Genomic DNA, 24,637 nt, shown 5'->3' with positions numbered 1-24,637 from the left:
CTTAACATTTGTTACCCTTTATACGTACGAAATGTTATAAAGGTTTCAAAAAGTCCCTTACCCTTTTTTAAAATAGTTAAACGTTTCAAAGGAGGCTTAACATGACTTCTACTGACACAAATCCCCTCATTAGATTGGAGGATGTTCTTCGTCTGCAGCAGATGATGCAGCACAAACCTCCTGCTATTCTCCCGCTCTCTTTTATTGGAGAAGATGTAAAATGGATTAAAGAAATTCGAAGAAAAGTAAAAAAAGCTAATCAAAACAATGTTACACGTACACAAGCTTATTTGGACTATTATCAAAAACACCCTGAAATTCACTGGGCTCTTTTAGCACACTTAGTTTCACGAAACGGCGGCTATTATATGACAGATCTCTCCACTACCTTAATAAAATCCCTGCTTTCATCAGAGAAACAGCACGCATACTTCTTGTTTTTAGAACATTCCAACTCAGCGATATTTCATGATGCTTACGCTCAGCTGTTACTCTATGAAAAAAGCAAAGAGCAAAACAGCAATCTGTTTCATTTACTCCCCGCCTTTCACATATCTTCTTTTATGAAAGCTGTTTGGAATGACTTTTGGCAGCATAGAAACAAAACGCTCTTATCAATAGCCCTGATTGTGAACGAACAGTATCATATCGAAAAAAATGTTCTCTTTAAAAAAGAGTTTCAGCGTGATGTTCTTCACTCTTGGCAGTTTCACACTCAAAATTTTCTCGGTATGACTCAAATCGTCTTTCCCTATTATTCAGGTAATAAAATTGATTTATGTGGAACGAAAGTGTACCATTTTGAGTCTGTGATAAGACGGATTGAAGTGGGAAAAACCCTATACGTTCTTCTTTTTTATTCAAACTTGCATGATGCTATTTATACCTTTAGCCTTAAACACCCTCATACAGGGTCTCGAAGCGATTATAATTCAGATATATTTACAAATGACAGAACTCATTCCAAAAAGCTCTATAGCCCGACTTTAACTATGAGCTGGGGAGACCGCATACATCTTTTTTTAAGAAAAGAAGATTGGTTTGAAGACGAAAGCATATTTTCTCTTCTTGACTCTATTCCCGATTCTTCAGTTAAAAAAATTCCCCTTCAGCATCATATAAAAGTGCAATCCGCTATAAAAGCTGCTAATCCTTTTTCATAACCCCTGTCTCATAAACAAAACGACGAGTTTCCCCGTCGTTACAGATGTATCTATCTTTTTATTCTTCATCTTGCTCATCAATAATACATTTATCAATGAGATAATCAAAAGTTATATCCGCTAATTCGCCTAGCTCTTCTTCAGCGGGAACATAGCCTCGCTTGACTAGTTCATTGTAAAAGAACTCCGCAATTTCTTCCGTATCAATGACCACTTCGATTTCTTTCACAATATCACTCCTTATCCCGTTTGAACGGATTAGCGTACCTTATTTTTCTTAAAAATAGGTTCACTCCATCTTCTGCTTGAAGTTTTACCTTATACACATTTATGAACAATTTGGCAATAGTATGTCTAAAATTTCAGCAGTTTAAATAGAAAGGTAATTATACCCATTCTTTTTTCATTACCATCGCCGTATACACAATAAAAGATAGCTAAGAGAGATGTGATGATCTATCTCGGCTATCTTTTATTTATTAGGCATCTACCTGCTATTTTCCTTGTTCGGATTTTGCTATCTTTTTTAAATGTTTCAGCACTAAGTTCATGACTTCAGCGTATTCTTCATCTTCAAAAAGCTCATACAAAAATTTATAATCATTGTACACATCTAAAAGACCGTTTATAATCTCATGCTTTTCTTTAGTTAACCTCACTTCTTCTTTTTCAGAACCGTTTTGTTTTTTCATCTTTGGTAGCAACTCCGTCTTTTTAATTTCTTTACCTAAATACAACATATCAACACTTTGAGCGTAATTTTCTGTTTCCTCATGAGGAGTTACGAGAATGAGTTCTTCTTCACTAGCCTCAAGCCATTCTCCATCTGTTACACGTGACAATTCATAGACAATATCTTCCCATGAATCCTCTTTATAACGCCATATTTCTGTTCGAATACCAATGATTTTAAATAACTCTTTTCCATAATTAAAAACCTGGACGATATCGCCGAAGAAAAATTTATATTCAAGCTCTACTCTTTCCTGTACTAATATTTGACCTTCATATTCTTCTAGAAGTTCAATTGTATCTTCTAAAAAAAGACCTTCACTATGGTTGATTTCATATACAAAAATCCCATCCATCACTTTTATATCGGTAATAGTGCCAACGGTCCCGTATATTGTTACAACGACTGTTTCACCAATTCCGTATTTAGGTTTTTTCTTCCCTGCCATCGTCGCACCTCCTTAGTAAACATACACCTACTGAAAAGTTACAATATTATATGCAGTAACTAAAAAAGGGGAAGTATAACATCTTTAGAACCAAGCCTTTATTATCTATTGCCCTCTATCATTTTTTTCTGCTTATTGTACAGGCTAAGGAAAATAAAAAGATCCGAACGATGAATCGTTCGGATCTTCCTTCAACTAAAATACTGTTGTTCTAGCCTCTTTTTATTTTCTCACGCATTATTTTGATAAAGCTCCCATGCTTCATCAAATACGGTCATACTTGATAAATAATGTCCGTTTAGCTCTAAATAAGAACTCAGTTCGTCATAGTCTGTTGAAGATTTCGGGAAGCTGTGATCATCATAAGCACTTCGCGCAAACTCTCCCATTCGATCATGTTTTTTATTTGATCGGAATTTCATTATATAGTGATAAAAGGATTTCATCGTACTCCCCCTCCAGCGGTATGTGTATCTTTTCTATCATTTTTTCAAGAAATCTACAACTTTCTTCTGTGATATGTAGATGTCGAACACTGCAATATGAGTGTTTTACTGGACAAAAAATATTAAATTCATGTTACAGTTGCAAAACAAATTTCACTATTAGCGTAACGAATAAATATTGTTATATCAATATTTTTCTTTTTTCAAAAAGACATTTGTAACAAAAACACATCGTTTTTATAACAAAAGTGTTGATTCGACAGGTTTCTCAAGCCTTTATGTAATTGCAAAAAAGAAGAATTCATGTTTTAATTCCGTAGTGAAAGGTTATTCTAACAATAATCGCCATTTAAATAAATCTTGTTGGTGGGAGGTTTACATCAGCATATGTTGAGGAAAAATAATACTATGAATACTCGAAATGCTTACTTTGATAATGCTAAATTCGTATTAATTTTTTTAGTTGTATTTGGGCACATGATTTCTCCGTACCGAACAGATAGCAGCGGAATGCTGTCCATTTATCACTTTATCTTTATTTTCCATATGCCTGTCTTTATTTTACTAGCAGGTTATTTCTCGAAAAATTTCCATAAAAAAGGATATTACAAAAAAATATTTACAAAGGTGGCTCTTCCTTACTTAGCTTTCCAAACGATCTATACTCTTTATTATAGTGTGCTTTATACAGATGAAACGTACACGCTTCAATATTTGGTTCCTAGATGGGCAATGTGGTTTCTACTGAGCTTAATTTTTTGGAAATTAATGCTTCCTTTCTTTGCAAAATTCCCAATGTGGATTAGCTTAACTGTCTCTATTTCGCTTGGACTTGCAATGGGCTTCATTGATATTGACGGATTTGATAAAATTCTAAGCATTAGCAGAATGTTTGTCTTCTTCCCGTTTTTCCTTTTAGGCTACTATTTGTCACAGCGACAAGAGCCTTTTACAAATCTTTTGACAGCGCGAAATCGAATCATTGCATCCATCGTATTTCTAGTTACATTAATTGGAAGCTATTCTTTCTTAGACGACACGGCTTACACAGATATGCTGTATGGAACGAACACGTACGACAATGTGGCCGAATTTTTAATGCGCGTTTCTCACTATGGAATTGCTTTTCTTGTATCTTTTGCCTTTATGGCTTTAATTCCAACGCGCGGTTTTGCTTTAACAAGCATTGGACAGCGATCACTATACGTGTATTTATTGCACGGCTTCATTTTAAAATGGTTCTTTACAACTGACTTCTCAAAAAGTCTAGAGCCAACATCATGGGGTATTATCGTCTTAATCGCACTGTCCATTTTAGTAACGATGCTTCTTGGCAGCCGTATTGTCGATTGGTTCATCACCGGTACCAAGCTCATCGTTCAGTTTGTTACACCTAAAAAAGCCATTCAGAAATTTTCATTAGCATTCAAACGTACGTTTTCATAAAAGTCATACTCCTAAAGGAGTATGACTTTTTTCATTTTCTTTAGAGAAACCAAGTAAATAATTTCATTTTGCTGAATTTTATGTTAACGTTTTAATATCTAAAGGAAGGGAGTTTTTCAAGATGGAATTAGCATATTATGCTGGAGAGTTTAGAGATATTAACGAGGCTGTTATTCCAATTGATGAACGCGGTCACCAGTTTGGAGACGGTGTTTATGAATTTATTCGTGTATACAAAGGAGTTCCGTTTTCGATTGAACGTCACTTAGACCGCTTAGAAAGAAGTGCAAAGGCAATCTTTATTGAACTGCCGGTTTCAAGACAGGAACTAAAGGACATCATTCGTCAAGGAATGGAAAAATCAACGTTAAAAGACGCTGATATTTATATTCAAGTTACGCGCGGGATTGCTCCTCGAAATCATTTATTTCCTGATGTACCTGCACAATTAGCACTCACAATACGCCATCCTCGCCAAACACCTGAAGAAGCCTATGAAAAAGGCATCTCCACTCTTCTATTGGAAGACGAACGATGGGCTAATTGCTATATCAAATCATTGAACCTACTTCCTAACCTTCTGGCCAAACAAGCTGCGGCTTCTAAAGGGTGCAAAGAAGCTATTTTAGTAAAAGACGGATACATAACCGAAGGGTCGAGCAGCAATGTATTTGCGATAAAAGACAACGTCTTGTTCACGACTCCTGCCACAAGAAAAATTCTATCCGGTATTACGCGCGCTAACGTACTGGAATGTGCGCAGGAACAAGCCATTCAAATCCGAGAACAAAATATGACTCCTTCCTTTTTAAAAGACGCTGATGAAGTTTTTATTACGAGCACGTCTGTTGGTCTTTTGCCCGTTTCGAAAATAGACGAAGTCGAACTTCCAACTGTTCGTCCTGTTACAGTAGCTTTAAAGCACGCATACAGCCTACGTACTGCTGGAACAAAGGCTTATCAATAAGAAAATCCGCCCCTTACAAAATAAGGGGCGGATTTTTAGAATTTAAAGTAGTTGCGCTTTAATAATCTTGGCACTTTTAATAGCTCATCATACCGAATGGATTCATCAAGTTTTTTTGTATCGACAAGAAGCAGCTGTGTTTCCACTTCTTCTATGATCTCTTCTTCTTGATATGACATCCCGCAACCTGAACAGCTGATACATGGCATATGAGTAATTTCGATACTTCTCGTTCCATCTGGCAATTCCCAGTATGCGGTATTGGTTGTTTCTACCGCTTTTTCTTCTTCGCACCATGCGCATTGAACAGTCATATTACAGGACCTCCTTAAGATGATGGAGCATCGTCGCTTTTACCGTCTTTTTTCAATTGAGCTTTAAACTTTTTATCTTTTAATTCATCTCTTTTTTCACGTTTGTCTTTTAGGCTTTCGTGAGCACTGTCACTTTCATATGTTTTACGTCTTTTTACTCTCCCTAATCCTTCCGGTACAAGGTTGAATTGAGCATCATTCATAAGACCCGAGATGCCGATGGAAGAATCTTTATCATCCGATTCTGGATAAACAGCTCGAAAATAATCATCTGCACGCCCAGGCACATAGCTTTCTGGCTCCGGATACGTCGTAATCACGCCTTCAAAGTTTCGCAGAACAACTTTACTTGCGCTTTGACTAATAATATAGTTTGGTTGAACAGCAATCTTTCCTCCACCTCCTGGCGCATCAATAACAAACGTTGGAACAGCGTAGCCAGACGTATGACCTCGCAGCCCTTCCATAATTTCAAGCCCTTTGGAAACAGGTGCTCGGAAATGCCCAATTCCTTCTGATAAATCACATTGATAAATATAGTAAGGACGAACGCGTATTTTTACTAAATCGTGCATAAGCTTTTTCATGATAGCTACGCTGTCATTAATCCCAGCTAAAATAACCGCTTGATTGCCAACTGGAACGCCTGCATCGACAAGCATTTCACATGCTTTTTTTGTCTCTTCCGTAATTTCAATGGATGTATTAAAGTGAGTATTTAACCACACTGGATGATATTTTCTTAAAATGGCACATAAATTTTCCGTTATTCGCTGTGGAAACACAACGGGTGCTCTGGTGCCAATTCGAATAATTTCCACGTGGGGAATAGCTCTTAAATTTTTCAAAATATATTCTAAAATGTTGTCATTAATCAGCAAGCCATCACCGCCTGAAATGAGTACATCTCGTACTTCAGGTGTTTTGGCGATATAAGCAATCGCAGCATCTAACTGCTTTTTTGGAACGCCCATTCCAATTTGTCCTGAAAACCTTCTTCGAGTGCAGTATCTGCAGTACATGGAGCATTGATTGGTAACTAAGAACAAAACGCGATCCGGATAGCGATGAGTCAATCCTGGCACTGGAGAATCTTCGTCTTCATCTAGCGGATCTTCCAGATCGTATTTTGTTTTATGAAGTTCTTGGCCAACCGGAACAGACTGCATACGGACGGGGCAGCGAGGATCATCTGGATTCATTAAAGATGCATAGTAAGGCGTAATATTAAGCGGAATGGTTTTGGTTGAAATGCGCACTCCTTCTTCTTCTTCAGGAGTTAAATTAATGACTTTTTTTAAATCATCTAGCGTTCGAATTGTGTTTGTTAATTGCCAAATCCAATCGTTCCACTTTTCCTCGGGCACATCTTTCCATAATTCGATATCTTTCCAATGTCGGGACGGCTTATATAAATCATATAACATACAATCGCTCCTTTATGAAGATTTACTATTGTTATATGTTACAGCCCATAAATTGGTTAATTATTTCTCATCCTTTAATTTTTGATAGATCCTTCACCCATACGTTCATATCTTCTAACGATTTATAAATGTAACAATTATTCGTTAACCGTCCCGTATAGGTATACCCAAGCTGATGAAAAGCGGCATTCATCCCAAATGAAAGCGCTCTCGCTATTGTGTATGCACAAAAAATATGCCTCTGTTTTAGCTCCGCCTCTAGTGCGCTTAATAAATGCTTCATGAATCCATACTTTCGGTAAGCAGGGAGAGTCGCACAATCCGTTAGTTCAGCATTGTGATAGACATAGTCAATTTCAGCAGAAGCAGCGCTAACGATATCGTTCTTGTCAACGATGATATAAAACAAACTATCTTCTTGAAGCAAACTAGAGAGATACTCTTCTTCATAGAGGGGAGTCGGATACACTGTGAAGATTTGACGGTAGAGCTGAGAAAGTTGTTTAGCGTCAGATGAAATGGCTCGGCGCATGATCAGTTGATTCGATAAAGGAGAATAATCAGATGTCGGCAAATTCAAAACATCTTGAAGCAGCTCTGTTTCTTTTAACGTCTCCCCGCTGTCTCGGCGGGATTGAGACGTATAGTAGCATAAAAGATACGCGTCGCTTCCGTTAAAATAGTAGGGAACAGTTGCTTCTAAAGAAAATCCCAAGCTCATCCAGTCCAACAGATGTTCGGCACGTGCTTTTATAATCCACTTTTCGTACGTTGCCTTATCAATTTCTTTATATATATAGCTGCAAATATCGTTCACATTTCCCCGGTAATCATCCATTCTCAGACGCTTGTTACATTCATCTAAAAAAAGAGTCATAGCAAAGGTTGGTTGACAAATAGTTTCTTGTTTCGCCATTTGTTTGTATCCTCTCCCTTTTTAGCTTATTCCGCAATACTGCACCAGTCTGCTACGGTGAGCGCAATAATTTCTGCTGCATCAAGCATCGTTTGAATACAAATATACTCATTCGGAAAGTGGGCTACTTCTGTTACTCCTGGTCCAAACACAACTGTTGGAATATCTCCAACTTGTGACAATATCCCTCCGTCCGTTCCCCAAGGAGATGCTTCAATGATCGGCTGTTTCTGTTTCACTTGATAAAAAGAGGACGAAAGAGAGGTCATAAGCGGATGCTCTAATTCAATTTCACCAGGAAGCCAGTGGGCCCCAAACCATTCCAAGTCGACAGGATGCTCAGCAAACCACTCATCACACTGAGGCAAAAGTTCAAGCCACGATTTCATTTCCGCTCTGACATTTTTCATTTTTTCATGCGGAGCAACTCCTATCCTGCCTTCTAATACTACTTGATCAGCAACTGAAGAAGGCCACGTTCCTCCTTGTATATTTCCGATATTAATGGGCACGGGAATGGGAATTTTATTATAGAGCGGGTCTGTAATTCGGCTGTTTCTCTCTTTTTCAAGACCCTCAATATGTTTAAGCACAACAGCTGCTTTTTCAATGGCACTCACGCCTTCATACCGAGTCCCTCCATGTGCTGCTACTCCATGTACGGTCACGCGAAACCACATCGACCCTTGCTGTTTAGGAAAGATCTTCATGTTGGTTGGTTCTGGAATAATGGCACCATCTGCTTTATACCCTCTAAGCACGCAGGAAAGTGTTCCTGCCCCTCCGCTTTCCTCTTCTACTACGCTTTGAAAAATAACATCTCCTTTTAATGAAATACCTAGCTCTTTTAATGCTTGAATCGCTAAAAGTAACGACACATTCCCTCCTTTCATATCTGTTGCACCGCGCCCATATAAGTTTCCATCTTTTACAACGGCCGTATAAGGGTCTTCCTTCCACTGTGAAAGATCGCCGGGAGGCACAACATCAATATGTCCGTTTAAAATGATGGATTTTCCCCCACCTTTTCCTTTTAACACGCCTACCACATTCGGGCTATCTCGGAAACTAGAACGGTTGGAGGCAAAAGCTTCATGGGTACGAAGTGTTTTTTCGTCTGGTTCCCATATATCAATATCTAACTGCAGCTGTCGAAGGCGTTCAATGACAATTGCCTGCGCATGCTTTTCAGAACCCTGTACGCTTGCTTCTTCTACGAAACGCTTGAGTAAACGCACTGCACTTTGACGATGCTCTGTCATCCAGTTATGAATAGATTGCTGTATGTTCATGTAATGGTCCTCCTTATGGTATCGTAATCAATTGATCACTCAGGCGAACTGTCGCTTCTGTTGAACTCAAAATATCCTCTACGGTATAAGGAGACATTAACTCGGTTAGAAGAAGCGCATCTTTTTCTACTTTAAAAACCGCCCGATCCGTAATAACTAATCCCACGCAGCCCGAAGCAGTAAGAGGTAAAGAGCATGTCTTGACCAGTTTTGGTTCTCCTGTCTTGCTCGTATGATTCATTAGCACAATGACTTTTTTCGCTTTTTGAGCTAATTCCATCGCTCCTCCCATCCCAGGAACTCGCTTACCTGGCACAATCCAATTAGCTAAATCCCCTTTTTCACTCACTTCTAACGCACCAAGAATGGTCATATCGACGTATCCTTTTCGAATCATCGCGAAGGCTGTAGCACTATCACAGTATGAAGCCCCTTGAACAGTAGTTGTTGGATAGCCTGCTGCATTGCAGACATTCTCATCTTCTTCACCTAAAGGAGGCGAAGATCCTAACCCTAAAATTCCGTTTTCAGCATGAAACATCACATGAACAGCGCTTGGTACATAATTAGGAATAAGAGAAGGAATGCCAATCCCTAAGTTAACAATCATGCCGTTTTTGATTTCAGCCGCAGCACGTCTTGCAATACGATGACGAATATCTATTCCCAAACCCATTTCCAATTCACTCCTTTTGAAGGCACAATATAATCCACAAATACGCCTGACGTCATCACATTCTCTGGGTCAATGTCGCCAAGAGGAACGATTTCCTCCACTTCAGCAATAGTTATACGACCTGCCATAGCCATTAATGGATTAGTGTTTCGAGCGCTTTTATCATAGAGCAAGTTGCCGAATGGATCTGCTTTTTTTGCATATACAAAAGCCACGTCGGCTGTGAGCGGTTTTTCAACTAAAAATGTCTTGCCGTCTACTTCCACTTTTTCTTTTCCAAATTGAATAATGTCATTTTCTATTCCTACATCAATCAGTACTCCTCCAAGTCCAACTCCCCCCGCTCGAATCCGTTCAGCAAGCGTTCCTTGAGGAGAAAACTCAACTTTCAGCTTTTCTTCTGTCATCAGCGTTCCAGCCACAGGATTCGATCCAATGTGAGAAGCGATCAGTTTTTGAATTCTTCCTTGACTTACTAATTTTCCCGCACCAATATGAGGAAAGCCTGAATCATTGCATATCAGTGTGAAATTTGATTTTTCGCTTTCAATAAGGCCGTCAATGAGAGAAGGCGGACTGCCTACGCCTCCAAACCCTCCTATCATCAGCGTAGCAGCATGATCCACGTATTCAATTGCTTGTTCCACAGTTGTAATCTTTTGAAATGAGTTTTCGACCTTTGTCACTTATTTCACCTCATCTCCCTGTTTTTCATTTTGTACTTCATACAATGTTTTCGAAAGCAACACGACCGCTTCATCAAGTTGGCGATGAGTAATCGTAAATGGTGGCGCAATAATAATACCGTCTCCTTCTACTCCATCTGTTCCTGCTTGTGAAGGATAAAGGAGAAGACCATTTTTATGGGCTTTACTTATTACGCGCGCCGTCATATTTTCGGAGGATGAAAAAGGCTCCTTCGTTTTTGGATTTTGTACAAGCTCAAGACCAACTAGTAAGCCTTTGCCACGAATATCACCAATGATAGGGTAAAGAAGTTGAAGCTCCTTCAATTTTTTTACTAAATAGGCTCCTTTCAGCGCTACTTGTTGAACAAGATCGTTCTTTTCAATATAAGCTAAGACAGCTAGCCCTACAGCGGCTGACAGCGGATTAGCGCTTAGCGTATGGCCGCTCATAATTAATTTGGATCCGTTCATGATAGGTTCAATCGTTTTGCTGCTAGCTAACGTAACGGCTATCGGTGTATATCCTGCTCCCACTCCTTTTCCAAGCGTCATGATGTCTGGTTTAGCTCCCCAGTGCTCATATGCAAACATCACGCCTGTACGCCCAACTCCAGTCATGACTTCATCGGCTATCCATAACACATCATATTTATCACAAATTTCTCTTATCACTTCATAATAACCGGGTGGAGGTGTGAGAGCTGCTCCGGCAGCTCCTACAATGGGCTCTGTAATAAAAGCAGCAATATGTTCAGGGCCGGTTCGTTTGATAACTGTTTCCAATTCGTGTGCACAAGCAAGATTACAGGATGGATAGGTTTGATGAAACGGACATCGATAGCAATAAGGAGGTGAAACCGAAGGATAATCTTCAAGCAAAGACGAGAAACGTTTTCGTCTTCCAACGTGCCCTGACATAGACAGCGCTCCTATTGTAATACCGTGATAGCTCATCCAGCGTGACAAAACCTTTGTTTTGGTTGGCTTTCCTTGCTCTTGAAAATGCTGAATGGCTGTTTTCATAGCCGTTTCAGTCGCTTCTGTCCCGCTGTTAACAAAAAAGCTCCACTGGAAATGATTGCTGCTTAATTCACATAGTTTCTTAGCTAAGGCTTCCGTCGGATCGCTTGTAAACTGCGACCGATATACAAACGCAACTTTCTGTGCCTGATCCGTCATCGCATCAATAATTTCTTTTACGCCGTGTCCGATACTTGCTGTAACTGCCCCTGACGAAGCATCTATGTACTTTTTTCCATCTTGGTCGTACAAATAAATTCCTTTTCCATATGAAATAACTGGGTAGTCGTCGTCGAGCAGCGGCTTTATCACATGGGTTTTATTCATTTCCGCACTCTCCTTTCAAACACACACTCTTATTAAACTGTATGCTGAAAAGAAGAGTTTCTTGCCAATAAAAAAAGCCCTAGCATATAGCTAGAGCTTTTACACATATTAAGCTGATTGCGTTACAGATTTATCGATACGCTTTGCTTCTGACTCAGCCACAATAACGGCACACGCAGCGTCTCCTGTAATATTTACAGACGTACGAAGCATATCAAGCAAGCGATCAATTCCGATAATTAATCCGATACCTGCTACAGGCAGGCCAACCGAACTCAGTACCATCGCTAGCATAATAAGACCAACTCCCGGCACGCCTGCTGTACCAATACTAGCAAGCACCGCTGTCAACACAACCGTCACAAGAGCGCCCAACGACAGATCAACCCCGTATACTTGCGCAATAAAAATAGTCGCTACACCTTGCATAATTGCCGTTCCATCCATGTTAATAGTTGCACCTAATGGCTGAACAAAACTGCTGATAGACTCGGGGACACGAAGATTTTTTTGCGCCACATTCATTGAAATCGGAAGCGTTGCATTACTGCTTGATGTACTGAATCCAACTGTCATCGCAGGAGCAAACCCCTTAAAAAATTCAATAGGGTTACGTCTGGCCATAAGAGCGACTGATCCCCCATATGTTACGATTGAATGGATGAACAGCGCGAGCACGACTACAATCATGTATAGCCCCATCGCTTTAATTGCCTGCCAGCCTTGACTTCCAACCGCGGTTGCAAGAAGCCCAAATGTTCCGTACGGAGCAAACTTCATCACTAGATTCACAAGGTACATCATCAATTCATTTCCTTGCTCAAGTAAATTGTAAAGTCCTTTTGTTTTACTTCCAAGCATCGTGATACCAAAACCGATAAAGATAGAGAAAACGATAAGTTGAAGCATATTCCCTTCAGCCATCGCTTGAATTGGATTGACTGGAATCATATTTAAGAATGTCTCTCCAACAGGTGGTGCTTTTTCAGCTTCAAAAGAAGCGTTTTGTGTATCAAAAGATCCAAATGTACCCGGTTTAATTGCATACGCTAAAATTAAACCGATAATAATTGCAACGGTTGTTGTCACTAGGAAGTAGGAAACTGTTTTTGCCCCGATTCTTCCTAATTTTTTAGGATCTCCTAAACCTGCTACACCTAACGTGATAGAGAAAAACACAATTGGTACAACAAGCATTTTAATTAAGCTTAAGAAAATTTGGCCAAGCGGTGTAAACAAGTACTTGTCCAGCGGAGCAAAAGCACTTGGAGCAAAAGCATTGATTAACACTCCTACAATAGCGCCAGCAATTAGCGCGATAATAATCTTTGTCGATAGCTTCATCGATTTACCTCCCGTAAATAAATTATATTAGAATGATTCTAACTACCATACTTATTTTACCATGCATTGAGGGCGATAACACTCAAAATATACAATATATTAAAAATTTTCAGATTAATAGTTTAGGAATATTTTTAGCTATACAAAAAACCATGAGAATATCATGGTTTCATAGACCTGTTATTCCCTCACTGAATGCTTACGGAGTTAGCTGTCGGATTCGGGTATGTGAGTTACCCTACTTGATTCATTCAAGATTCACCCCAAGTACATTACGCACAAATATGGGTCCTCCGTTCTCTTATAAAGCAAAAGAGATTAAGCAAATAATTTTCTTTAATATTTTTGCATGATAATAATTGTTACTTTAATTAAAATTCATTTTATATGTTTCTGTCAAGTTTTTATTCAAAAATAATGCATGATTTTATCGTAAAAAGTTGAGAATTGTTATATTTTAAAATATTTACATCATATTTCAATAAACCAAAAACACCTATTTAACAAGACTTACAATCTAATGAATAAAAAATTAATTCAAAAAATAGTTTATAAAGTGAACTTTATTCTCGTTAATATCATTCATAAATATGTATAATTATTCTAATATCCATGTACTTTACTGCTTCCATAAATATTTTACTTATCCAAAAAAAAAAAACTCTTTCCAACTGTTGATTTTATCCTTGTACTGCTTGATATACACTCCCTAAAATTTCACTGACTTTATTGATGCGAAGAAATCGACATTATCAATTCCCCTTATTCTACTTAATTCTGCTCAAGATAGAAGTATAGATTTCCTACTATCTTTTAAAAAAGGAGCGGGTAATTATCATATAAAACTATCGGAGTTGGAGCGGTGCAAGTTCTTTACTTTTTACTTATTCCCTCTCATTGATTTAACCCATAAAAAAAAGAGGCCGTGACGGCCTCTTTTTTTATACAGTAACAGGTTCAGAACTTGCTTTACGATTCTTTAATTTTTCAACAATGTCACGAGCTACCCACACACCACACGCACTTGCCTGCGCGAGTCCTCGCGTAATACCAGCTCCGTCTCCTCCCACGTATAAACCGGAAATTTCAGTTTCAAACTTATCGTTTAACTTCGGACGGGCGGAGTAAAATTTCGCTTCCACACCGTAAAACAGCGTATGTTCAGATGCTAACCCAGGCGTTACATGATCCAGTGCTTCTGTCATTTCAATTAAGCTTTTCATTGTATTGTATGGAAGCACTAAACCCAAATCACCAGGGACAGCTTCTTTTAACGTTGGTTCTAAAAAGCCTTCTTTAATTCGATTCGCTGTTGAACGGCGCCCCTTTAAAATATCTCCATACTTTTGAACAACTAAGCCTCCGTTTGACAGCATATTAGCTAATCTTGATACTTCGTGCGCATATTCGTTCGGCTGATCAAATGGATCCGAAAATTTATGAGAAACAAGCAGCGCAAAGTTCGTATTTTGACTTCCAAGCTTCGGATCTTTGTATGCGTGTCCATTTGCTAACATAATCCCTGAATGATTCTCTACTACCACATGCCCTGAAGGATTGCTGCAGAACGTTCTGACTCTTGTACCTACAGACGTATTGTAAATAAATTTCCCTTCGTACAAGTGCTTGTTGATTTCTTCCATAACAACGTTAGATGTTTCTACTCGAACACCGATGTCTACTTGATTGTTAATCATTTTTAAACGGCGTTTTTTTAGTAAGTCGCTCATCCACTTCGAGCCGTCTCGACCTGGTGAAACCACGACTTTATCAGCCGTAATTCTGTCACCATTCTTCAATTCAATACCGCGCACGATATGCTGACCATCTTCTTTTTCTGTTATTAAATCGGCTACTTCCGTTTTATACTGCATATCAATTTTTTCTTTTAAGTATTCATAAATGCTTTTTAAAATTTCTAAATTTTGCTCTGTTCCTAAATGACGCACTTGGGCACGCAATAGCTTTAATCCTGCTGCGTATCCGCGTTTTTCAATTTCACGAACTTTATCAGTTAACGGATCCGTAATCGTATCGGTTGCTCCGTGTTTTAAATTAATTTCATCCACGTATTTAATTAAATCTACCACCTGTGATTCAGACAGATAATCCGTCATCCAGCCTCCAAATTCACTGGTGATATTAAACTTCCCATCTGAATATGCGCCGGCTCCACCGAAACCATTTGTGATAGAACAAGCAGGCAAACAGCCAGCAAACTCTTTTCTGCCAACTGCAGGCGGACATTTTTCAATTTTTTTCTGAAGAATCGGACAATTACGTCGATAGATATCGTGTCCTTTATCGATTAATAAAATAGTTGCTTCCGGTAATTTTAACGTTAGCTCATAGCAAGTAAAAATTCCAGCGGGTCCTGCCCCTACCACAATAACATCATAATTTGAGTTCATTGTACATTCTCCCATCATCTTTTTTCTTTGGGTAAAAGATAAAAGTTATTGACCGAATTTTCTTTTTTTATTATCATTCGGTTATTTTCTAGCCATTTGATAATATATCAAAAACAAACCCTTTAGTCAACAATATACACGAACATTAAAATAAAAAAATAAAAAAACATTCGTTTTTATTTTAACCAAATAAAAACCAGCGAACGAATAGCAAGCGCTACGAAATGTTCACTGGTTCTTTAATATACGGAAGAGCAATTTCTACTTTTGTTCCTACTCCTACTTTACTCGCAAATGAAATATGCCCTTGATGCTGTTCGATTATTCGGTAGCTAATCATTAATCCTAGCCCTGTTCCTGTTTGTTTGGTGGAATAAAATGGTTCACCTAGCCGAGCTAAAGATTGCTCATCAATTCCACATCCTTCATCCTCGATAATGACCATGCCGTATTCATTTCTTTTCTCAACGGTAACTTTAACTGTACCTTTGCTCATTGACTCAAGCGCATTTTGAATTAAATTAATAAAAACTTGTTTAAGCGCATTTTCTTCACAAAAGATTGTAATCTCATCACTAATCTCATTAATAATACGACAATTTTTATAATTGGCGTGTGTATCTAATAATAATGTCACGTGACGTATGATTTGATTGAGACTTTTCGGATGGTATGAATTTTCAATTTTAGGCTTGGCCAGTGTTAAAAATTCTTGAATAATGGATTCGACGCGATTCAATTCTTCAAGCATAATATCATTGTATTCTTCATTATACTGTTTCGATGCTTTTAGCAGCTGAATAAACCCTTTAATCGCCGTCATTGGATTACGGATTTCATGTGCTACTCCTGCCGCTAGCTTGCTCACCATTGTAAGCTTTTCAGATTTGCTTGCCATTTCATCATATTTTTTTCGATCCGTTACGTCGCGAATAATATACTGAATGGCATCCTGTCCTTCAAACTTAATTTTGGTTGCCGAAGATTCAATAATGACGACCCCTTTTTTAGTCAATAATTTCACATCAACACGTGGCCTCACGGACATTCCATTCATCAGCTGAACCATTCGTTCTTTTACAATTTCTAAATGTTCGGGGTGAATAAAGTGAAGCCAAGGACGCCCGATATACTCTTCTTTTTTCTCGCCGCCAAGAAGTTTAACACCAGCGGGATTCAAATATTGAATTCTGCCTTCTCTCGTTACAATAAATGCATCTTGACTTTGCTGGACAAACTGCTTATATTGCTTCATTTTCCGAATGACTTCCTCTTGCTTTTCAATGCTTGAGGAAAACTCTTTCCACTGAACAACTAAGAGCGGAATATCTTCTTCCGTGCGCTGAATATGGATATGCATCGGAAACTGCTGATCTACTTTTTTCTTAAGTAAAACAACTTCTTCCTCTTGCTTTCTTAACGGTTCCACTTCATGCTTTTCGATAAAAAAGCGATTTGGCTCTTCAAATACATTACAGGAAAGAAGCCGTTCCTCCGTCGTTTTAAAAAGGTGGCAGCAAGCTTCATTTAAAATTTGAATATCGCCATCCATATTCATTACGAGCATTGGTGTAAATGACATTGAAAATAGCTGTTGAAATACTTTTTCCTTTTCCATATATTCACCTTCGCTTATTGAGTTACTAGCTATAGTATAATATGGTAAATGTTGATTTGGCAAAATTTTTTTATTATTTAAACAATTTATATGTAAGTTTGTCCTTTTCCATCTTTTATAAAAAGCTCGCACATGCGAGCAAATGAGACCTAATCAGCAAAAACAAGTACAGCCAATGATGATTAATAAAATAAATAGTACAACAATTAATGCAAATGACTGGCCCGTTCCGCAATGATGATAACCGCCAATTGGATAGTGGCAAGTATCATATAGGTGGTGATAGCCTCCGTGATGGCATGGGTCGTAACAATCGTAGTTATACATAGCAATCTCTCCTCTTGTTTTTTTCATTTCGTACACTGTACTTTATATGCGTTAGTTGATTGTCCTGTATGTGCATTCGCCCATTTTTTACTTTCTCTTACGCCATATTCGCCTTTTGGGCTGCAGCGTATACGAAAACAACAAAAGTAAAATACTGCCCATCACCAGTAGCGTAGTAAAATCTTTCATAAACTCAATAATGACCCCTATATACGGGAGATGGTATGCGTAGCTTCCAATCACTTTAAAAGAAGCAGGCAAAGAATTTCTTTGAGCTGTAACCAGTACATCAGGGTCTTGATTATGGGCCAGTACAAGTTCATTCTTTGAAGAAGATGATTCGTCTCTAAAGACAACTATATCTCCGCGATGCAGGTAGTGATAATCCGTTTCTTGAACGGTCACGGTGAAACCAAATAGGCTTGGAACTGTACTAACAAATAAAAATGTAAAGCAAATTGCATAAAGAACAAGTACATATCGAAACGCAGAAAACATACATTTATTGATCATAGGTAATCATCTCAATTCGCTCGGTTACTTTATTTAGCGCGGGGGTAATGTGATTAAATGAAGTAGAGCGCTCTGTAAATTGAATTAAAAGTAGCAGCAGTAAAAAACTTAACATGATTAACCGTAGCATCCGAGCATAAAAATCACGCATGCTCTCACTCCTTTTTCCTATACTAAATTCGGTCGTACAATAAGCCTTCAGTCAATAATTTGATTCAGTATATGCACATAGAGGGCGTTTGGCTCATTGTTTCTTCTTGGAGGTCTCGAGAGTGATCAGTGATCGGCATAAATTATGAGTTTTAGCATATGTTTGGTTACGTATGGAAATGTTTTTATACTCCGACAATAAGGGAGCTGAACATATGGCTAATTATTCCTTTGATCAATATATTAAAAAAGCAATGAAATACGATTTTCTAGCTAACTACTATAAGTATAGTGATCCATCTAAGCATATTCATTATTATCAAAAGCATTTGTACTATATCCAGCAGGCCATCTTAACTTCTTCTGAAAATACGAATTTACGCGTAAATCCGCCGCAAATTCGTATACTTCACGCTTCTCCAGATTCTCCATCTGTAGATATTTATATTAACAACAAACGAGTGATTCGCAACTTAACTTATAAACAAGAAACAGATTATATTGAATTACAAGAACCTGGAAGATACACAATTTCTATTTATCCCGCTGGAGAAACGGGAAGACCTGTTTTAACGGAATCATTTACATTTGAAGGAAACCAAAATTACACGGTAGCGGCGGTAGATGAGCTAAACAAGCTTGATTTATTATTTATCTATGATAATACGGATGTACCAAGTGGAGAAACGAAGCTTCGGTTTGTGCACCTTTCTCCTGATGCTCCTGCTGTGGATATTGCGGCTAGAGGCGGAGACGTCATTTTTTCTGGCGTACAGTTTAAAGAAGTCACAAAATATTTGCCTTTATCCCCCATGCATGTTCAACTTAGTGTGCGCATAGCAGGAACCAAAAATGTAGTACTCGAAATCCCAGCACTGAACCTTCGCCCGAATCGAACATATACGGTATATGCCGTCGGATTTGCTAAAAACCGTCCTGCATTAGAAGCGCTGATTTCCCAAGACCGTTAACAAAAAAAACCTTCCAAATTGGAAGGTTTTTTTATTCACTGCGCGAAATTAAACGTACGCGAATATCATCATTTTTTAAATCAAACTTTTGTACTTTTACAGCAAAATCACTCTCTAACTTCATCTGCTGTAACGCTACGTATACTGATTCATTCTTTGGATCGATTGTTACCCATTCTGGTAGCGCAAAATTATTATTTACGTATCGAAGCACTGTGCGGACAGGCAGCTGCAGCTTCCCAACAGAAAGTGACTGCTGTTCAAGCACAATATCTCCATTTTTTTGTACGATCGGATCAAATGTCATTCGAATATTAATATCATCGCCGAATACTTGAATCGTTCCGTCTACTCTTACTACATCGGTAAGAGTAATTTTGTAGTTAAGCGGCTGATTCTTAAATTCTTTTTTTAAATATTTATCAATCAGTACATTTAAGTCCGCTTTTTTAGCCAAAATAGTTAGTTCTGCGTCTCCTTCTACTTTTTCAGAGGGAGTTGGATTGACCTTGTCAACCGGTTGAAAAATAAACGCAATAATAAGGATAGCCCCTAGAACATTAATCCCTAATAACGCGATAAATAGGGTTTTCCACTTCTTCATATAACAATCTCCTTACTCGTTCCCACTCTCTTTCGTGTTTTTCTCTTTTTCATCAGATGTAACTTCTTCTGCTGTTTCCTTTTTCTGGTCTCCAACGAGAGGATCTTCTTCCTCCATTGATTTACTAATGCGCTCAGCCATTAGTTTGTACCCTTTTTTATTAGGGTGAAACTCGTCTTTCCCTAATAAATTTACGTCAGAATCATAAAAAATATCATCAATTTTTACATAACTTACATTATCATATTTAGAAGCAATTTTCTCGCTTGCCGCATTCCATTCATTAATAACGACATTAATTTCTTTCACATCACTTAACGATTTAAAGAATGGATTATAAAAACCGATTAAATAAATATGGGCATTAGGATTAAGCTTACGTATGCGTGAAAACACGTCATTTAGACGTTTTTCATATTTTGACTGCTGTGATTCAAACGTCTTAATTGAGATATTGTAAAAGTAATCCCTTACCACTTTCATCACGTCATTGCCGCCAATCGTCAAGAAAACGATGTCTGCTCTTGATACTTCAGCTGCTACTCCCGGCTGGTTTAACCTCGCTAATAGCTGATCCGTCCGGTTTCCTCTTTTGCCTAGATTCTCTGTTCGTACATTTTGCACTTCATTTTGTTTAGAAAGGTATTTAGTTAAGTATGGTACATAACCGCCTTTTTTAGACTCATCTCCTACTCCTTCAGTTAATGAGTCGCCAATGGCTACAATATCTAAATCTACAGGGAAAAAGCCTTTCGGAATATGCTTTTTAGGTGTTAAATCCACTTCTTTCTGAACGGCTTCTTCTTTATTGTCCGTTGGCAAAAAAGTCGTCGTCGAACAGCTCGCTAACACCACCGCACTCATACTGCTTATCACTATACTTTTCCATTTTCTCATCATAACACCTACTAACTATGCTGTATTCTCGCTGTCACAAGCAATACTGCTTACCGCTCTGAATAACTATATCTTTATATCTTATCATACTATGTCAAGTTGATATTTTACTACGTTTCTTATATATAGTATATGTAAAAAAAAGGATAAGCATGTTTCTTTCATAAAAATATCCGCTCACACATCACTGTAAAGATAGCTGTGTTTGGCGGATAGATTTGACGATTTTATAGCTCTTACTGAAGGATTTTAATATCTTTTATCATATCATCATAAGGAGGATCAGTCACTCCCTGATAAGATTTTTGAACCACTCCATCTTTGTCAATTAGAAAAAAATACGTACCGTGAATAACCTGCGGATCTTCTTGCGGCTTTTTCACAATCATCTTAAATTGATCCAGCGCAAACTTTTCAATTTCCGCTTGTTTATAGCCCGTTAAGAAATCCCAATTCGAAAAATCAGCGCCAAATTTAGTCGCATAGTCCTTCATTTTCTGAGGAGTGTCCACTTCAGGGTCTACGCTAAATGAAACAAAGCGAACGTCCAGACCTTCATCCTTAGCCATTTTTTGTAATTTAGCCATATGAGCCGTCATTGGGGGACATACGGTTTCGCAGCTTGTGAAGATAAAGTTAGCTACCCAAACGTTCCCTTTCAGCTGACTTAGCCCTACTTTCTTTTGATCTTGGTTAACATAAGAGAAAGAGTCCATCTTCCAATTAAGCGGATTTTCTATTTTGGAACCACAGGCTGTTAACATCATGCAACTAATAAGCAGTAAAAAAAACAATTTATAAGACCAGCTTTTCATATGTTCCTCCTGCACGGTTAAAGTTTAGTCATAGCTAGGGAAAATCAAGATAAACGTTGAACCTTTTCCTGGTATGCTTTCCACTTCAATTCTTCCATTCATTTGTTCCACCAGTTGATAAGAAACCATCAGACCAATCCCTGTTCCTTTTTCTTTTAAAGAATAAAATGCTGTTCCCAGCCGCTTCACTTGTTCACTGGTCATGCCTATACCAGTATCTTCAATTTGAATATGTACATGCCCTTCTCGCTTGTAAAGCCCCACTCGAAGCGTTCCCCCAGCTCTCATGGCTTCAATTCCATTTTTCATAATATTAAGCAGAACTTGATTCAATTCGTTTCGGCTGCCGCGAACATACATCTCTTCTTTTGCGTCTAATTCTATGAGTATATTGTTTGTTAATAAAGCATAAGAAGATAATAAATCTACTAAGCTTGTAATACACTCCAAGCAGTTAATAAAACGATGCTGGTGAACATCCGGCTTGGCTAACGATAAATAGTCATGAATAATCGCTTCTGCTCTGTCCATTTCATTAATCATAAGATGAATGTAACTTAATTCAGTGTTTGAAAGCTTTGTGTTATCTTGAAACAGCTGCAAAAACCCTTTTACCACCGTCATAGGATTTCGAATTTCATGCGCTACAGAAGCAGCTAGTTGGCCAATTGCATTCATTTTCTCCGCTCGCTGCAATTCCTTTTGCATCCTCGTTTTTTCCATAATAACTTCCAATTCATCAATCGCTTTGGTAATTCCGTCTTTTGTATGACTGAGATCTGTTTCTACATTCAGGTGTTCTTTTGTTACTGACACTTGATGAAAAAGCTGCTGCAGCCGCTCGGTCATTTCATTAAATCTTGTGTGTACATTCCCTAACTCAGAATCATCTTCGTGTGTCAGCTTCACATCAAATTTCCCTTGACTCACCGCTTGAATTCCTTCTATTAATTCCCCAAGGGGCGACATTAATCGCCTTAGTCCCCAGTCTTGAATCACAATAATGAAGGTAAACAGAAGCGTAAACGCAACGACCAAAGACACAATTAAACGTTTTTGATAGATATAGATAGCGCTTGCATCTACATCTACACCAAGAATAGCCACAACTTTTCCAGAGCTGTTTGTAATAGGCGATAAAACGGTTATCCACGTCCCGAATTCGTCTTTGTATGTAGATGTTACGATATTTTTCTTTTTTCGTTCTGCTTCCTTAAATGATTTGTAAAATTCTTCTCCCCCATAATAAATCATGGACGGCTCTAGCGATTGCTTAATTTTCTTATTCGCTGTTACGATAATCTTATTTCCATGCGATTTGAATTTTTCGGTCGTCATAATATATCCCTGCAAGTACGACGGATGCAATTCATAAATCTTTCTGAACTGCTTTTCTAGCTCGTCTTTTTCAGGAATCGGCCCGTTCCTTGAATCCACTGCTGCTATTACGTCTTGTTTAGATAAAGACTCCCTCCATAAATCGGCCATAATTAACACATGCTGCGTTAACGTCTCTTTTGCCATTTTTTTTTGAACTTGATAGCTAATGGCTAAAGAAATGACTCCAAGGGCAACTACAATTAAAGTAGAAAATAAAACCGTTTTGTTAAACACACTCAAATTTCGAATATATTTTTTCATCGGTATACTCCGGATTCAAAAGAATAGTAACCAGCACAGCATTCGCTGGTAGAAAGTTGATTCTATTATATCACACGTTCGTCCACTTCTCTTTCTCCTTTTTCCAAAAAAGAGAAAGCCAAAAAAGTGACTTGCAAAAAGCAACTCACTTTATTCAGCAAAATACATAAAACCAATTGCACCAATACCCGTATGCGTCGAGATAATAGGCGTCGTATCTTCAATCGAAAATTGCGTATAGCCTCTTGCCTTCACGATTGATTCTTTTAGCTTAGAAGCGAGCCCAAGTCCATCTGCATGTACAAGCCCTACTCCTTTAATACTTTTTCCTTCTGTATGCTCTTCGAACTGCTTCGTTAAAAACTTAACAATTTGAGAATGACTGCGCACTTTAGCAACAGGAGTGTATACTCCGTCAGCTAGGGAAGCAATTGGCTTAATATTTAAAAGAGAACCGATTAGCCCTTTTCCACGTCCAATACGTCCACCTTTAACCAAATTTTCAAGCGTATCGACTACGACAAAAAGATTCGTATTTTGACGCACCTCTTCCAAGCGCGCGACAATTTCTTCTACCATATGCCCCTCTTCAATCATTTTCACCGCTTCAAAGACTTGAAAAGAAAGAGCTTTTGTAATGTACATAGAATCAACAACGGTGATATTTCCTTCCACCATTTGAGCCGCGCTTTCAGCTGCTCGAACGGTTCCGCTCATTCCTCCAGTCATATGAATGGAAATGACGTCATACCCTTCACTCACTAATCGTTCATATACTTCAACAAAAGAACCAATAGCCGGCTGAGAGCTTTTTGGTAATTCTTTTGAATTTTTCATTTTTTCAATAAAATCTGTCGGCGTTAATTCCACGCGATCCAAATATGTTTCATTATCAATATTAATACATAAAGGTATCATCTCAATACCGTATTTTTCAGCTTCTTCCAACGTTAAATCAATTGTTGAATCCGTTACCACTTTAATTTTCGACATGTGTTCACCCCTATAAGATGCATTGCAAACTAGTATAACATGAACGCTTACAACAATATAGTTATAATAGAATGCAAGTTTTGCTAATTCGTAAAATGCATGTTCAACCTTTTAGGTCAACAAAAAAAGTTGACTCTGCTGAAATATTCAGAAAAGTCAACTTTTACGTTTATGCATTATGCTTTAATACATGAGACTTAAAGAGCTGTTCGTAATCTTTCCATTTCAGCACGCGTTTTAAATATTCTTGAAACGAGTAGGTTTGCTTCGGAACTGATTCGTTCGTGATTTGTCTAATAAATAAATCAAGTTTTGCAGATAACATGAACCGAAACGTGCTATTTTCCTCTAAAACTGGAATTTCAGTAATTTTTACTTTTTGACCACTGACATGTTTAAATTCAAGGCTTTTTAATAGCAAGGCGATCAACCCTCTTTTTACCCGTTTATTTTATTATAATGCTTGAGGTACTTTCTGTCTTGATAAAA

General features: G+C 38.1%; 26 protein-coding genes and 1 riboswitch. Of the genes, 4 read left to right on the top strand and 22 right to left on the bottom strand.

Translation table 11 applies throughout. The features are described 5' to 3' along the window. Positions 1–101 precede the first annotated feature (101 nt). A complete protein-coding gene (locus ACNHOZ_RS04485) occupies positions 102–1,163 on the top strand; it encodes a DUF2515 family protein (protein WP_048019892.1) in 1,062 nt (353 codons plus the stop codon). A 58-nt stretch (positions 1,164–1,221) separates the two neighbouring features. Here ACNHOZ_RS04485 and ACNHOZ_RS04480 read toward each other — a convergent pair whose 3' ends face one another. The 3 genes from ACNHOZ_RS04480 to ACNHOZ_RS04470 all read right to left on the bottom strand — a co-directional run bounded on the left by ACNHOZ_RS04480 (position 1,222) and on the right by ACNHOZ_RS04470 (position 2,790). Continuing rightward, positions 1,222–1,392, bottom strand: coding sequence for a YozD family protein (locus ACNHOZ_RS04480; protein WP_013058720.1), 171 nt, complete (start codon positions 1,390–1,392; stop codon positions 1,222–1,224). A gap of 265 nt (positions 1,393–1,657) precedes the next feature. Beyond that, on the bottom strand, positions 1,658–2,344 hold the full coding sequence (locus tag ACNHOZ_RS04475) for a hypothetical protein (protein ID WP_013058721.1): 687 nt from the start codon (positions 2,342–2,344) through the stop codon (positions 1,658–1,660). A gap of 230 nt (positions 2,345–2,574) precedes the next feature. Then, positions 2,575–2,790, bottom strand: a complete 216-nt coding sequence (locus tag ACNHOZ_RS04470) for a YozE family protein (protein ID WP_013058722.1) — start codon at positions 2,788–2,790, stop codon at positions 2,575–2,577. A gap of 408 nt (positions 2,791–3,198) precedes the next feature. On the opposite strand from ACNHOZ_RS04470, the gene ACNHOZ_RS04465 reads away from it, so the two are divergent. Continuing rightward, positions 3,199–4,236: an acyltransferase family protein gene (locus tag ACNHOZ_RS04465; protein ID WP_048019891.1), complete on the top strand. Its 1,038-nt coding sequence runs from the start codon at positions 3,199–3,201 to the stop codon at positions 4,234–4,236. Between the two features lie 121 nt (positions 4,237–4,357). Then, positions 4,358–5,203 carry a D-amino-acid transaminase gene (dat, locus tag ACNHOZ_RS04460; RefSeq protein ID WP_028415114.1) on the top strand — a complete coding sequence of 282 codons (846 nt, stop codon included), beginning with the start codon at positions 4,358–4,360 and terminating at the stop codon, positions 5,201–5,203. Positions 5,204–5,238: 35 nt separating this feature from the next. On the opposite strand, the gene ACNHOZ_RS04455 is transcribed toward dat, so the two are convergent. The 13 genes from ACNHOZ_RS04455 to ACNHOZ_RS04395 all read right to left on the bottom strand — a co-directional run bounded on the left by ACNHOZ_RS04455 (position 5,239) and on the right by ACNHOZ_RS04395 (position 18,228). Next, positions 5,239–5,517 carry a YokU family protein gene (locus ACNHOZ_RS04455; RefSeq protein WP_013058725.1) on the bottom strand — a complete coding sequence of 93 codons (279 nt, stop codon included), beginning with the start codon at positions 5,515–5,517 and terminating at the stop codon, positions 5,239–5,241. Positions 5,518–5,531: 14 nt separating this feature from the next. Then, positions 5,532–6,944 (bottom strand): lysine 2,3-aminomutase, encoded by a 1,413-nt coding sequence (kamA, locus tag ACNHOZ_RS04450; RefSeq protein WP_048019890.1) that lies wholly within the window; start codon positions 6,942–6,944, stop codon positions 5,532–5,534. Positions 6,945–7,011: 67 nt separating this feature from the next. Then, on the bottom strand, positions 7,012–7,860 hold the full coding sequence (gene ablB, locus ACNHOZ_RS04445) for a putative beta-lysine N-acetyltransferase (protein WP_048019889.1): 849 nt from the start codon (positions 7,858–7,860) through the stop codon (positions 7,012–7,014). Between the two features lie 26 nt (positions 7,861–7,886). After that, on the bottom strand, positions 7,887–9,152 hold the full coding sequence (locus tag ACNHOZ_RS04440) for a peptidase (protein ID WP_034270777.1): 1,266 nt from the start codon (positions 9,150–9,152) through the stop codon (positions 7,887–7,889). Positions 9,153–9,165: 13 nt separating this feature from the next. Beyond that, positions 9,166–9,828, bottom strand: a complete 663-nt coding sequence (locus ACNHOZ_RS04435; RefSeq protein WP_029715086.1) for a 3-oxoacid CoA-transferase subunit B — start codon at positions 9,826–9,828, stop codon at positions 9,166–9,168. Beyond that, on the bottom strand, positions 9,813–10,514 hold the full coding sequence (locus ACNHOZ_RS04430) for a CoA transferase subunit A (protein WP_028415119.1): 702 nt from the start codon (positions 10,512–10,514) through the stop codon (positions 9,813–9,815). Before ACNHOZ_RS04430 ends, ACNHOZ_RS04435 begins: the two co-directional genes overlap by 16 nt. After that, on the bottom strand, positions 10,515–11,864 hold the full coding sequence (locus ACNHOZ_RS04425) for an aspartate aminotransferase family protein (protein WP_048019888.1): 1,350 nt from the start codon (positions 11,862–11,864) through the stop codon (positions 10,515–10,517). Positions 11,865–11,972: 108 nt separating this feature from the next. After that, positions 11,973–13,208 carry a dicarboxylate/amino acid:cation symporter gene (locus ACNHOZ_RS04420; RefSeq protein ID WP_033579852.1) on the bottom strand — a complete coding sequence of 412 codons (1,236 nt, stop codon included), beginning with the start codon at positions 13,206–13,208 and terminating at the stop codon, positions 11,973–11,975. 180 nt (positions 13,209–13,388) lie between these two features. Next, positions 13,389–13,543: riboswitch (cyclic di-AMP (ydaO/yuaA leader) on the bottom strand. A 606-nt stretch (positions 13,544–14,149) separates the two neighbouring features. Continuing rightward, positions 14,150–15,619 carry an NAD(P)/FAD-dependent oxidoreductase gene (locus tag ACNHOZ_RS04415; RefSeq protein WP_028415122.1) on the bottom strand — a complete coding sequence of 490 codons (1,470 nt, stop codon included), beginning with the start codon at positions 15,617–15,619 and terminating at the stop codon, positions 14,150–14,152. A 217-nt stretch (positions 15,620–15,836) separates the two neighbouring features. Beyond that, positions 15,837–17,237 (bottom strand): ATP-binding protein, encoded by a 1,401-nt coding sequence (locus ACNHOZ_RS04410; protein ID WP_028415123.1) that lies wholly within the window; start codon positions 17,235–17,237, stop codon positions 15,837–15,839. 153 nt (positions 17,238–17,390) lie between these two features. Beyond that, positions 17,391–17,564, bottom strand: a complete 174-nt coding sequence (locus tag ACNHOZ_RS04405) for a YjcZ family sporulation protein (protein WP_080518349.1) — start codon at positions 17,562–17,564, stop codon at positions 17,391–17,393. A gap of 87 nt (positions 17,565–17,651) precedes the next feature. After that, complete coding sequence (locus ACNHOZ_RS04400) at positions 17,652–18,077, bottom strand: hypothetical protein (protein ID WP_230683531.1); 426 nt, start codon at positions 18,075–18,077, stop codon at positions 17,652–17,654. Beyond that, the gene (locus ACNHOZ_RS04395) at positions 18,067–18,228 is read right to left on the bottom strand and encodes a hypothetical protein (RefSeq protein ID WP_168761226.1); all 162 of its coding nucleotides are present in this window, start codon (positions 18,226–18,228) and stop codon (positions 18,067–18,069) included. The genes ACNHOZ_RS04400 and ACNHOZ_RS04395 overlap by 11 nt, the downstream gene beginning before the upstream one ends. Before the next feature lie 214 nt (positions 18,229–18,442). Here ACNHOZ_RS04395 and ACNHOZ_RS04390 point away from each other — a divergent pair, with 214 nt between their 5' ends. After that, positions 18,443–19,198, top strand: a complete 756-nt coding sequence (locus tag ACNHOZ_RS04390) for a DUF4397 domain-containing protein (protein WP_014458542.1) — start codon at positions 18,443–18,445, stop codon at positions 19,196–19,198. A 31-nt stretch (positions 19,199–19,229) separates the two neighbouring features. On the opposite strand, the gene ACNHOZ_RS04385 is transcribed toward ACNHOZ_RS04390, so the two are convergent. The 6 genes from ACNHOZ_RS04385 to ACNHOZ_RS04360 all read right to left on the bottom strand — a co-directional run bounded on the left by ACNHOZ_RS04385 (position 19,230) and on the right by ACNHOZ_RS04360 (position 24,569). Next, entirely contained in the window at positions 19,230–19,802 is a 573-nt protein-coding gene (locus tag ACNHOZ_RS04385; RefSeq protein WP_028415126.1) for a YpmS family protein, read from the bottom strand. Positions 19,803–19,814: 12 nt separating this feature from the next. Beyond that, the gene (locus tag ACNHOZ_RS04380) at positions 19,815–20,699 is read right to left on the bottom strand and encodes an SGNH/GDSL hydrolase family protein (RefSeq protein ID WP_048019887.1); all 885 of its coding nucleotides are present in this window, start codon (positions 20,697–20,699) and stop codon (positions 19,815–19,817) included. 236 nt (positions 20,700–20,935) lie between these two features. After that, positions 20,936–21,514: an SCO family protein gene (locus tag ACNHOZ_RS04375; protein ID WP_048019886.1), complete on the bottom strand. Its 579-nt coding sequence runs from the start codon at positions 21,512–21,514 to the stop codon at positions 20,936–20,938. Between the two features lie 24 nt (positions 21,515–21,538). After that, complete coding sequence (locus tag ACNHOZ_RS04370) at positions 21,539–23,155, bottom strand: ATP-binding protein (RefSeq protein WP_033579850.1); 1,617 nt, start codon at positions 23,153–23,155, stop codon at positions 21,539–21,541. Between the two features lie 150 nt (positions 23,156–23,305). Then, the gene (locus ACNHOZ_RS04365) at positions 23,306–24,148 is read right to left on the bottom strand and encodes a DegV family protein (RefSeq protein WP_048019885.1); all 843 of its coding nucleotides are present in this window, start codon (positions 24,146–24,148) and stop codon (positions 23,306–23,308) included. A gap of 169 nt (positions 24,149–24,317) precedes the next feature. Then, a complete protein-coding gene (locus ACNHOZ_RS04360) occupies positions 24,318–24,569 on the bottom strand; it encodes a YpmP family protein (RefSeq protein WP_013058743.1) in 252 nt (83 codons plus the stop codon). Between the last annotated feature and the right edge of the window lie 68 nt (positions 24,570–24,637).

Source organism: Priestia sp. D51 (genome assembly GCF_053345675.1).
This window is presented reverse-complemented; position numbering and strand designations above follow the sequence as displayed.

Excerpts from the sequence above, each read along its gene's own strand:
- ACNHOZ_RS04485 (WP_048019892.1), top strand. The coding sequence starts at position 102 with ATGACTTCTACTGACACAAATCCCCTCATTAGATTGGAGGATGTTCTT.
- ACNHOZ_RS04475 (WP_013058721.1), bottom strand. The coding sequence starts at position 2,344 with ATGGCAGGGAAGAAAAAACCTAAATACGGAATTGGTGAAACAGTCGTT.
- ACNHOZ_RS04470 (WP_013058722.1), bottom strand. The coding sequence starts at position 2,790 with ATGAAATCCTTTTATCACTATATAATGAAATTCCGATCAAATAAAAAA.
- ACNHOZ_RS04465 (WP_048019891.1), top strand. The coding sequence starts at position 3,199 with ATGAATACTCGAAATGCTTACTTTGATAATGCTAAATTCGTATTAATT.
- dat (WP_028415114.1), top strand. The coding sequence starts at position 4,358 with ATGGAATTAGCATATTATGCTGGAGAGTTTAGAGATATTAACGAGGCT.
- ACNHOZ_RS04455 (WP_013058725.1), bottom strand. The coding sequence starts at position 5,517 with ATGACTGTTCAATGCGCATGGTGCGAAGAAGAAAAAGCGGTAGAAACA.
- kamA (WP_048019890.1), bottom strand. The coding sequence starts at position 6,944 with ATGTTATATGATTTATATAAGCCGTCCCGACATTGGAAAGATATCGAA.
- ablB (WP_048019889.1), bottom strand. The coding sequence starts at position 7,860 with ATGGCGAAACAAGAAACTATTTGTCAACCAACCTTTGCTATGACTCTT.
- ACNHOZ_RS04440 (WP_034270777.1), bottom strand. The coding sequence starts at position 9,152 with ATGAACATACAGCAATCTATTCATAACTGGATGACAGAGCATCGTCAA.
- ACNHOZ_RS04435 (WP_029715086.1), bottom strand. The coding sequence starts at position 9,828 with ATGGGTTTGGGAATAGATATTCGTCATCGTATTGCAAGACGTGCTGCG.
- ACNHOZ_RS04425 (WP_048019888.1), bottom strand. The coding sequence starts at position 11,864 with ATGAATAAAACCCATGTGATAAAGCCGCTGCTCGACGACGACTACCCA.
- ACNHOZ_RS04420 (WP_033579852.1), bottom strand. The coding sequence starts at position 13,208 with ATGAAGCTATCGACAAAGATTATTATCGCGCTAATTGCTGGCGCTATT.
- ACNHOZ_RS04415 (WP_028415122.1), bottom strand. The coding sequence starts at position 15,619 with ATGAACTCAAATTATGATGTTATTGTGGTAGGGGCAGGACCCGCTGGA.
- ACNHOZ_RS04410 (WP_028415123.1), bottom strand. The coding sequence starts at position 17,237 with ATGGAAAAGGAAAAAGTATTTCAACAGCTATTTTCAATGTCATTTACA.
- ACNHOZ_RS04405 (WP_080518349.1), bottom strand. The coding sequence starts at position 17,564 with ATGTATAACTACGATTGTTACGACCCATGCCATCACGGAGGCTATCAC.
- ACNHOZ_RS04400 (WP_230683531.1), bottom strand. The coding sequence starts at position 18,077 with ATGATCAATAAATGTATGTTTTCTGCGTTTCGATATGTACTTGTTCTT.
- ACNHOZ_RS04395 (WP_168761226.1), bottom strand. The coding sequence starts at position 18,228 with ATGCGTGATTTTTATGCTCGGATGCTACGGTTAATCATGTTAAGTTTT.
- ACNHOZ_RS04390 (WP_014458542.1), top strand. The coding sequence starts at position 18,443 with ATGGCTAATTATTCCTTTGATCAATATATTAAAAAAGCAATGAAATAC.
- ACNHOZ_RS04385 (WP_028415126.1), bottom strand. The coding sequence starts at position 19,802 with ATGAAGAAGTGGAAAACCCTATTTATCGCGTTATTAGGGATTAATGTT.
- ACNHOZ_RS04380 (WP_048019887.1), bottom strand. The coding sequence starts at position 20,699 with ATGAGAAAATGGAAAAGTATAGTGATAAGCAGTATGAGTGCGGTGGTG.
- ACNHOZ_RS04375 (WP_048019886.1), bottom strand. The coding sequence starts at position 21,514 with ATGAAAAGCTGGTCTTATAAATTGTTTTTTTTACTGCTTATTAGTTGC.
- ACNHOZ_RS04370 (WP_033579850.1), bottom strand. The coding sequence starts at position 23,155 with ATGAAAAAATATATTCGAAATTTGAGTGTGTTTAACAAAACGGTTTTA.
- ACNHOZ_RS04365 (WP_048019885.1), bottom strand. The coding sequence starts at position 24,148 with ATGTCGAAAATTAAAGTGGTAACGGATTCAACAATTGATTTAACGTTG.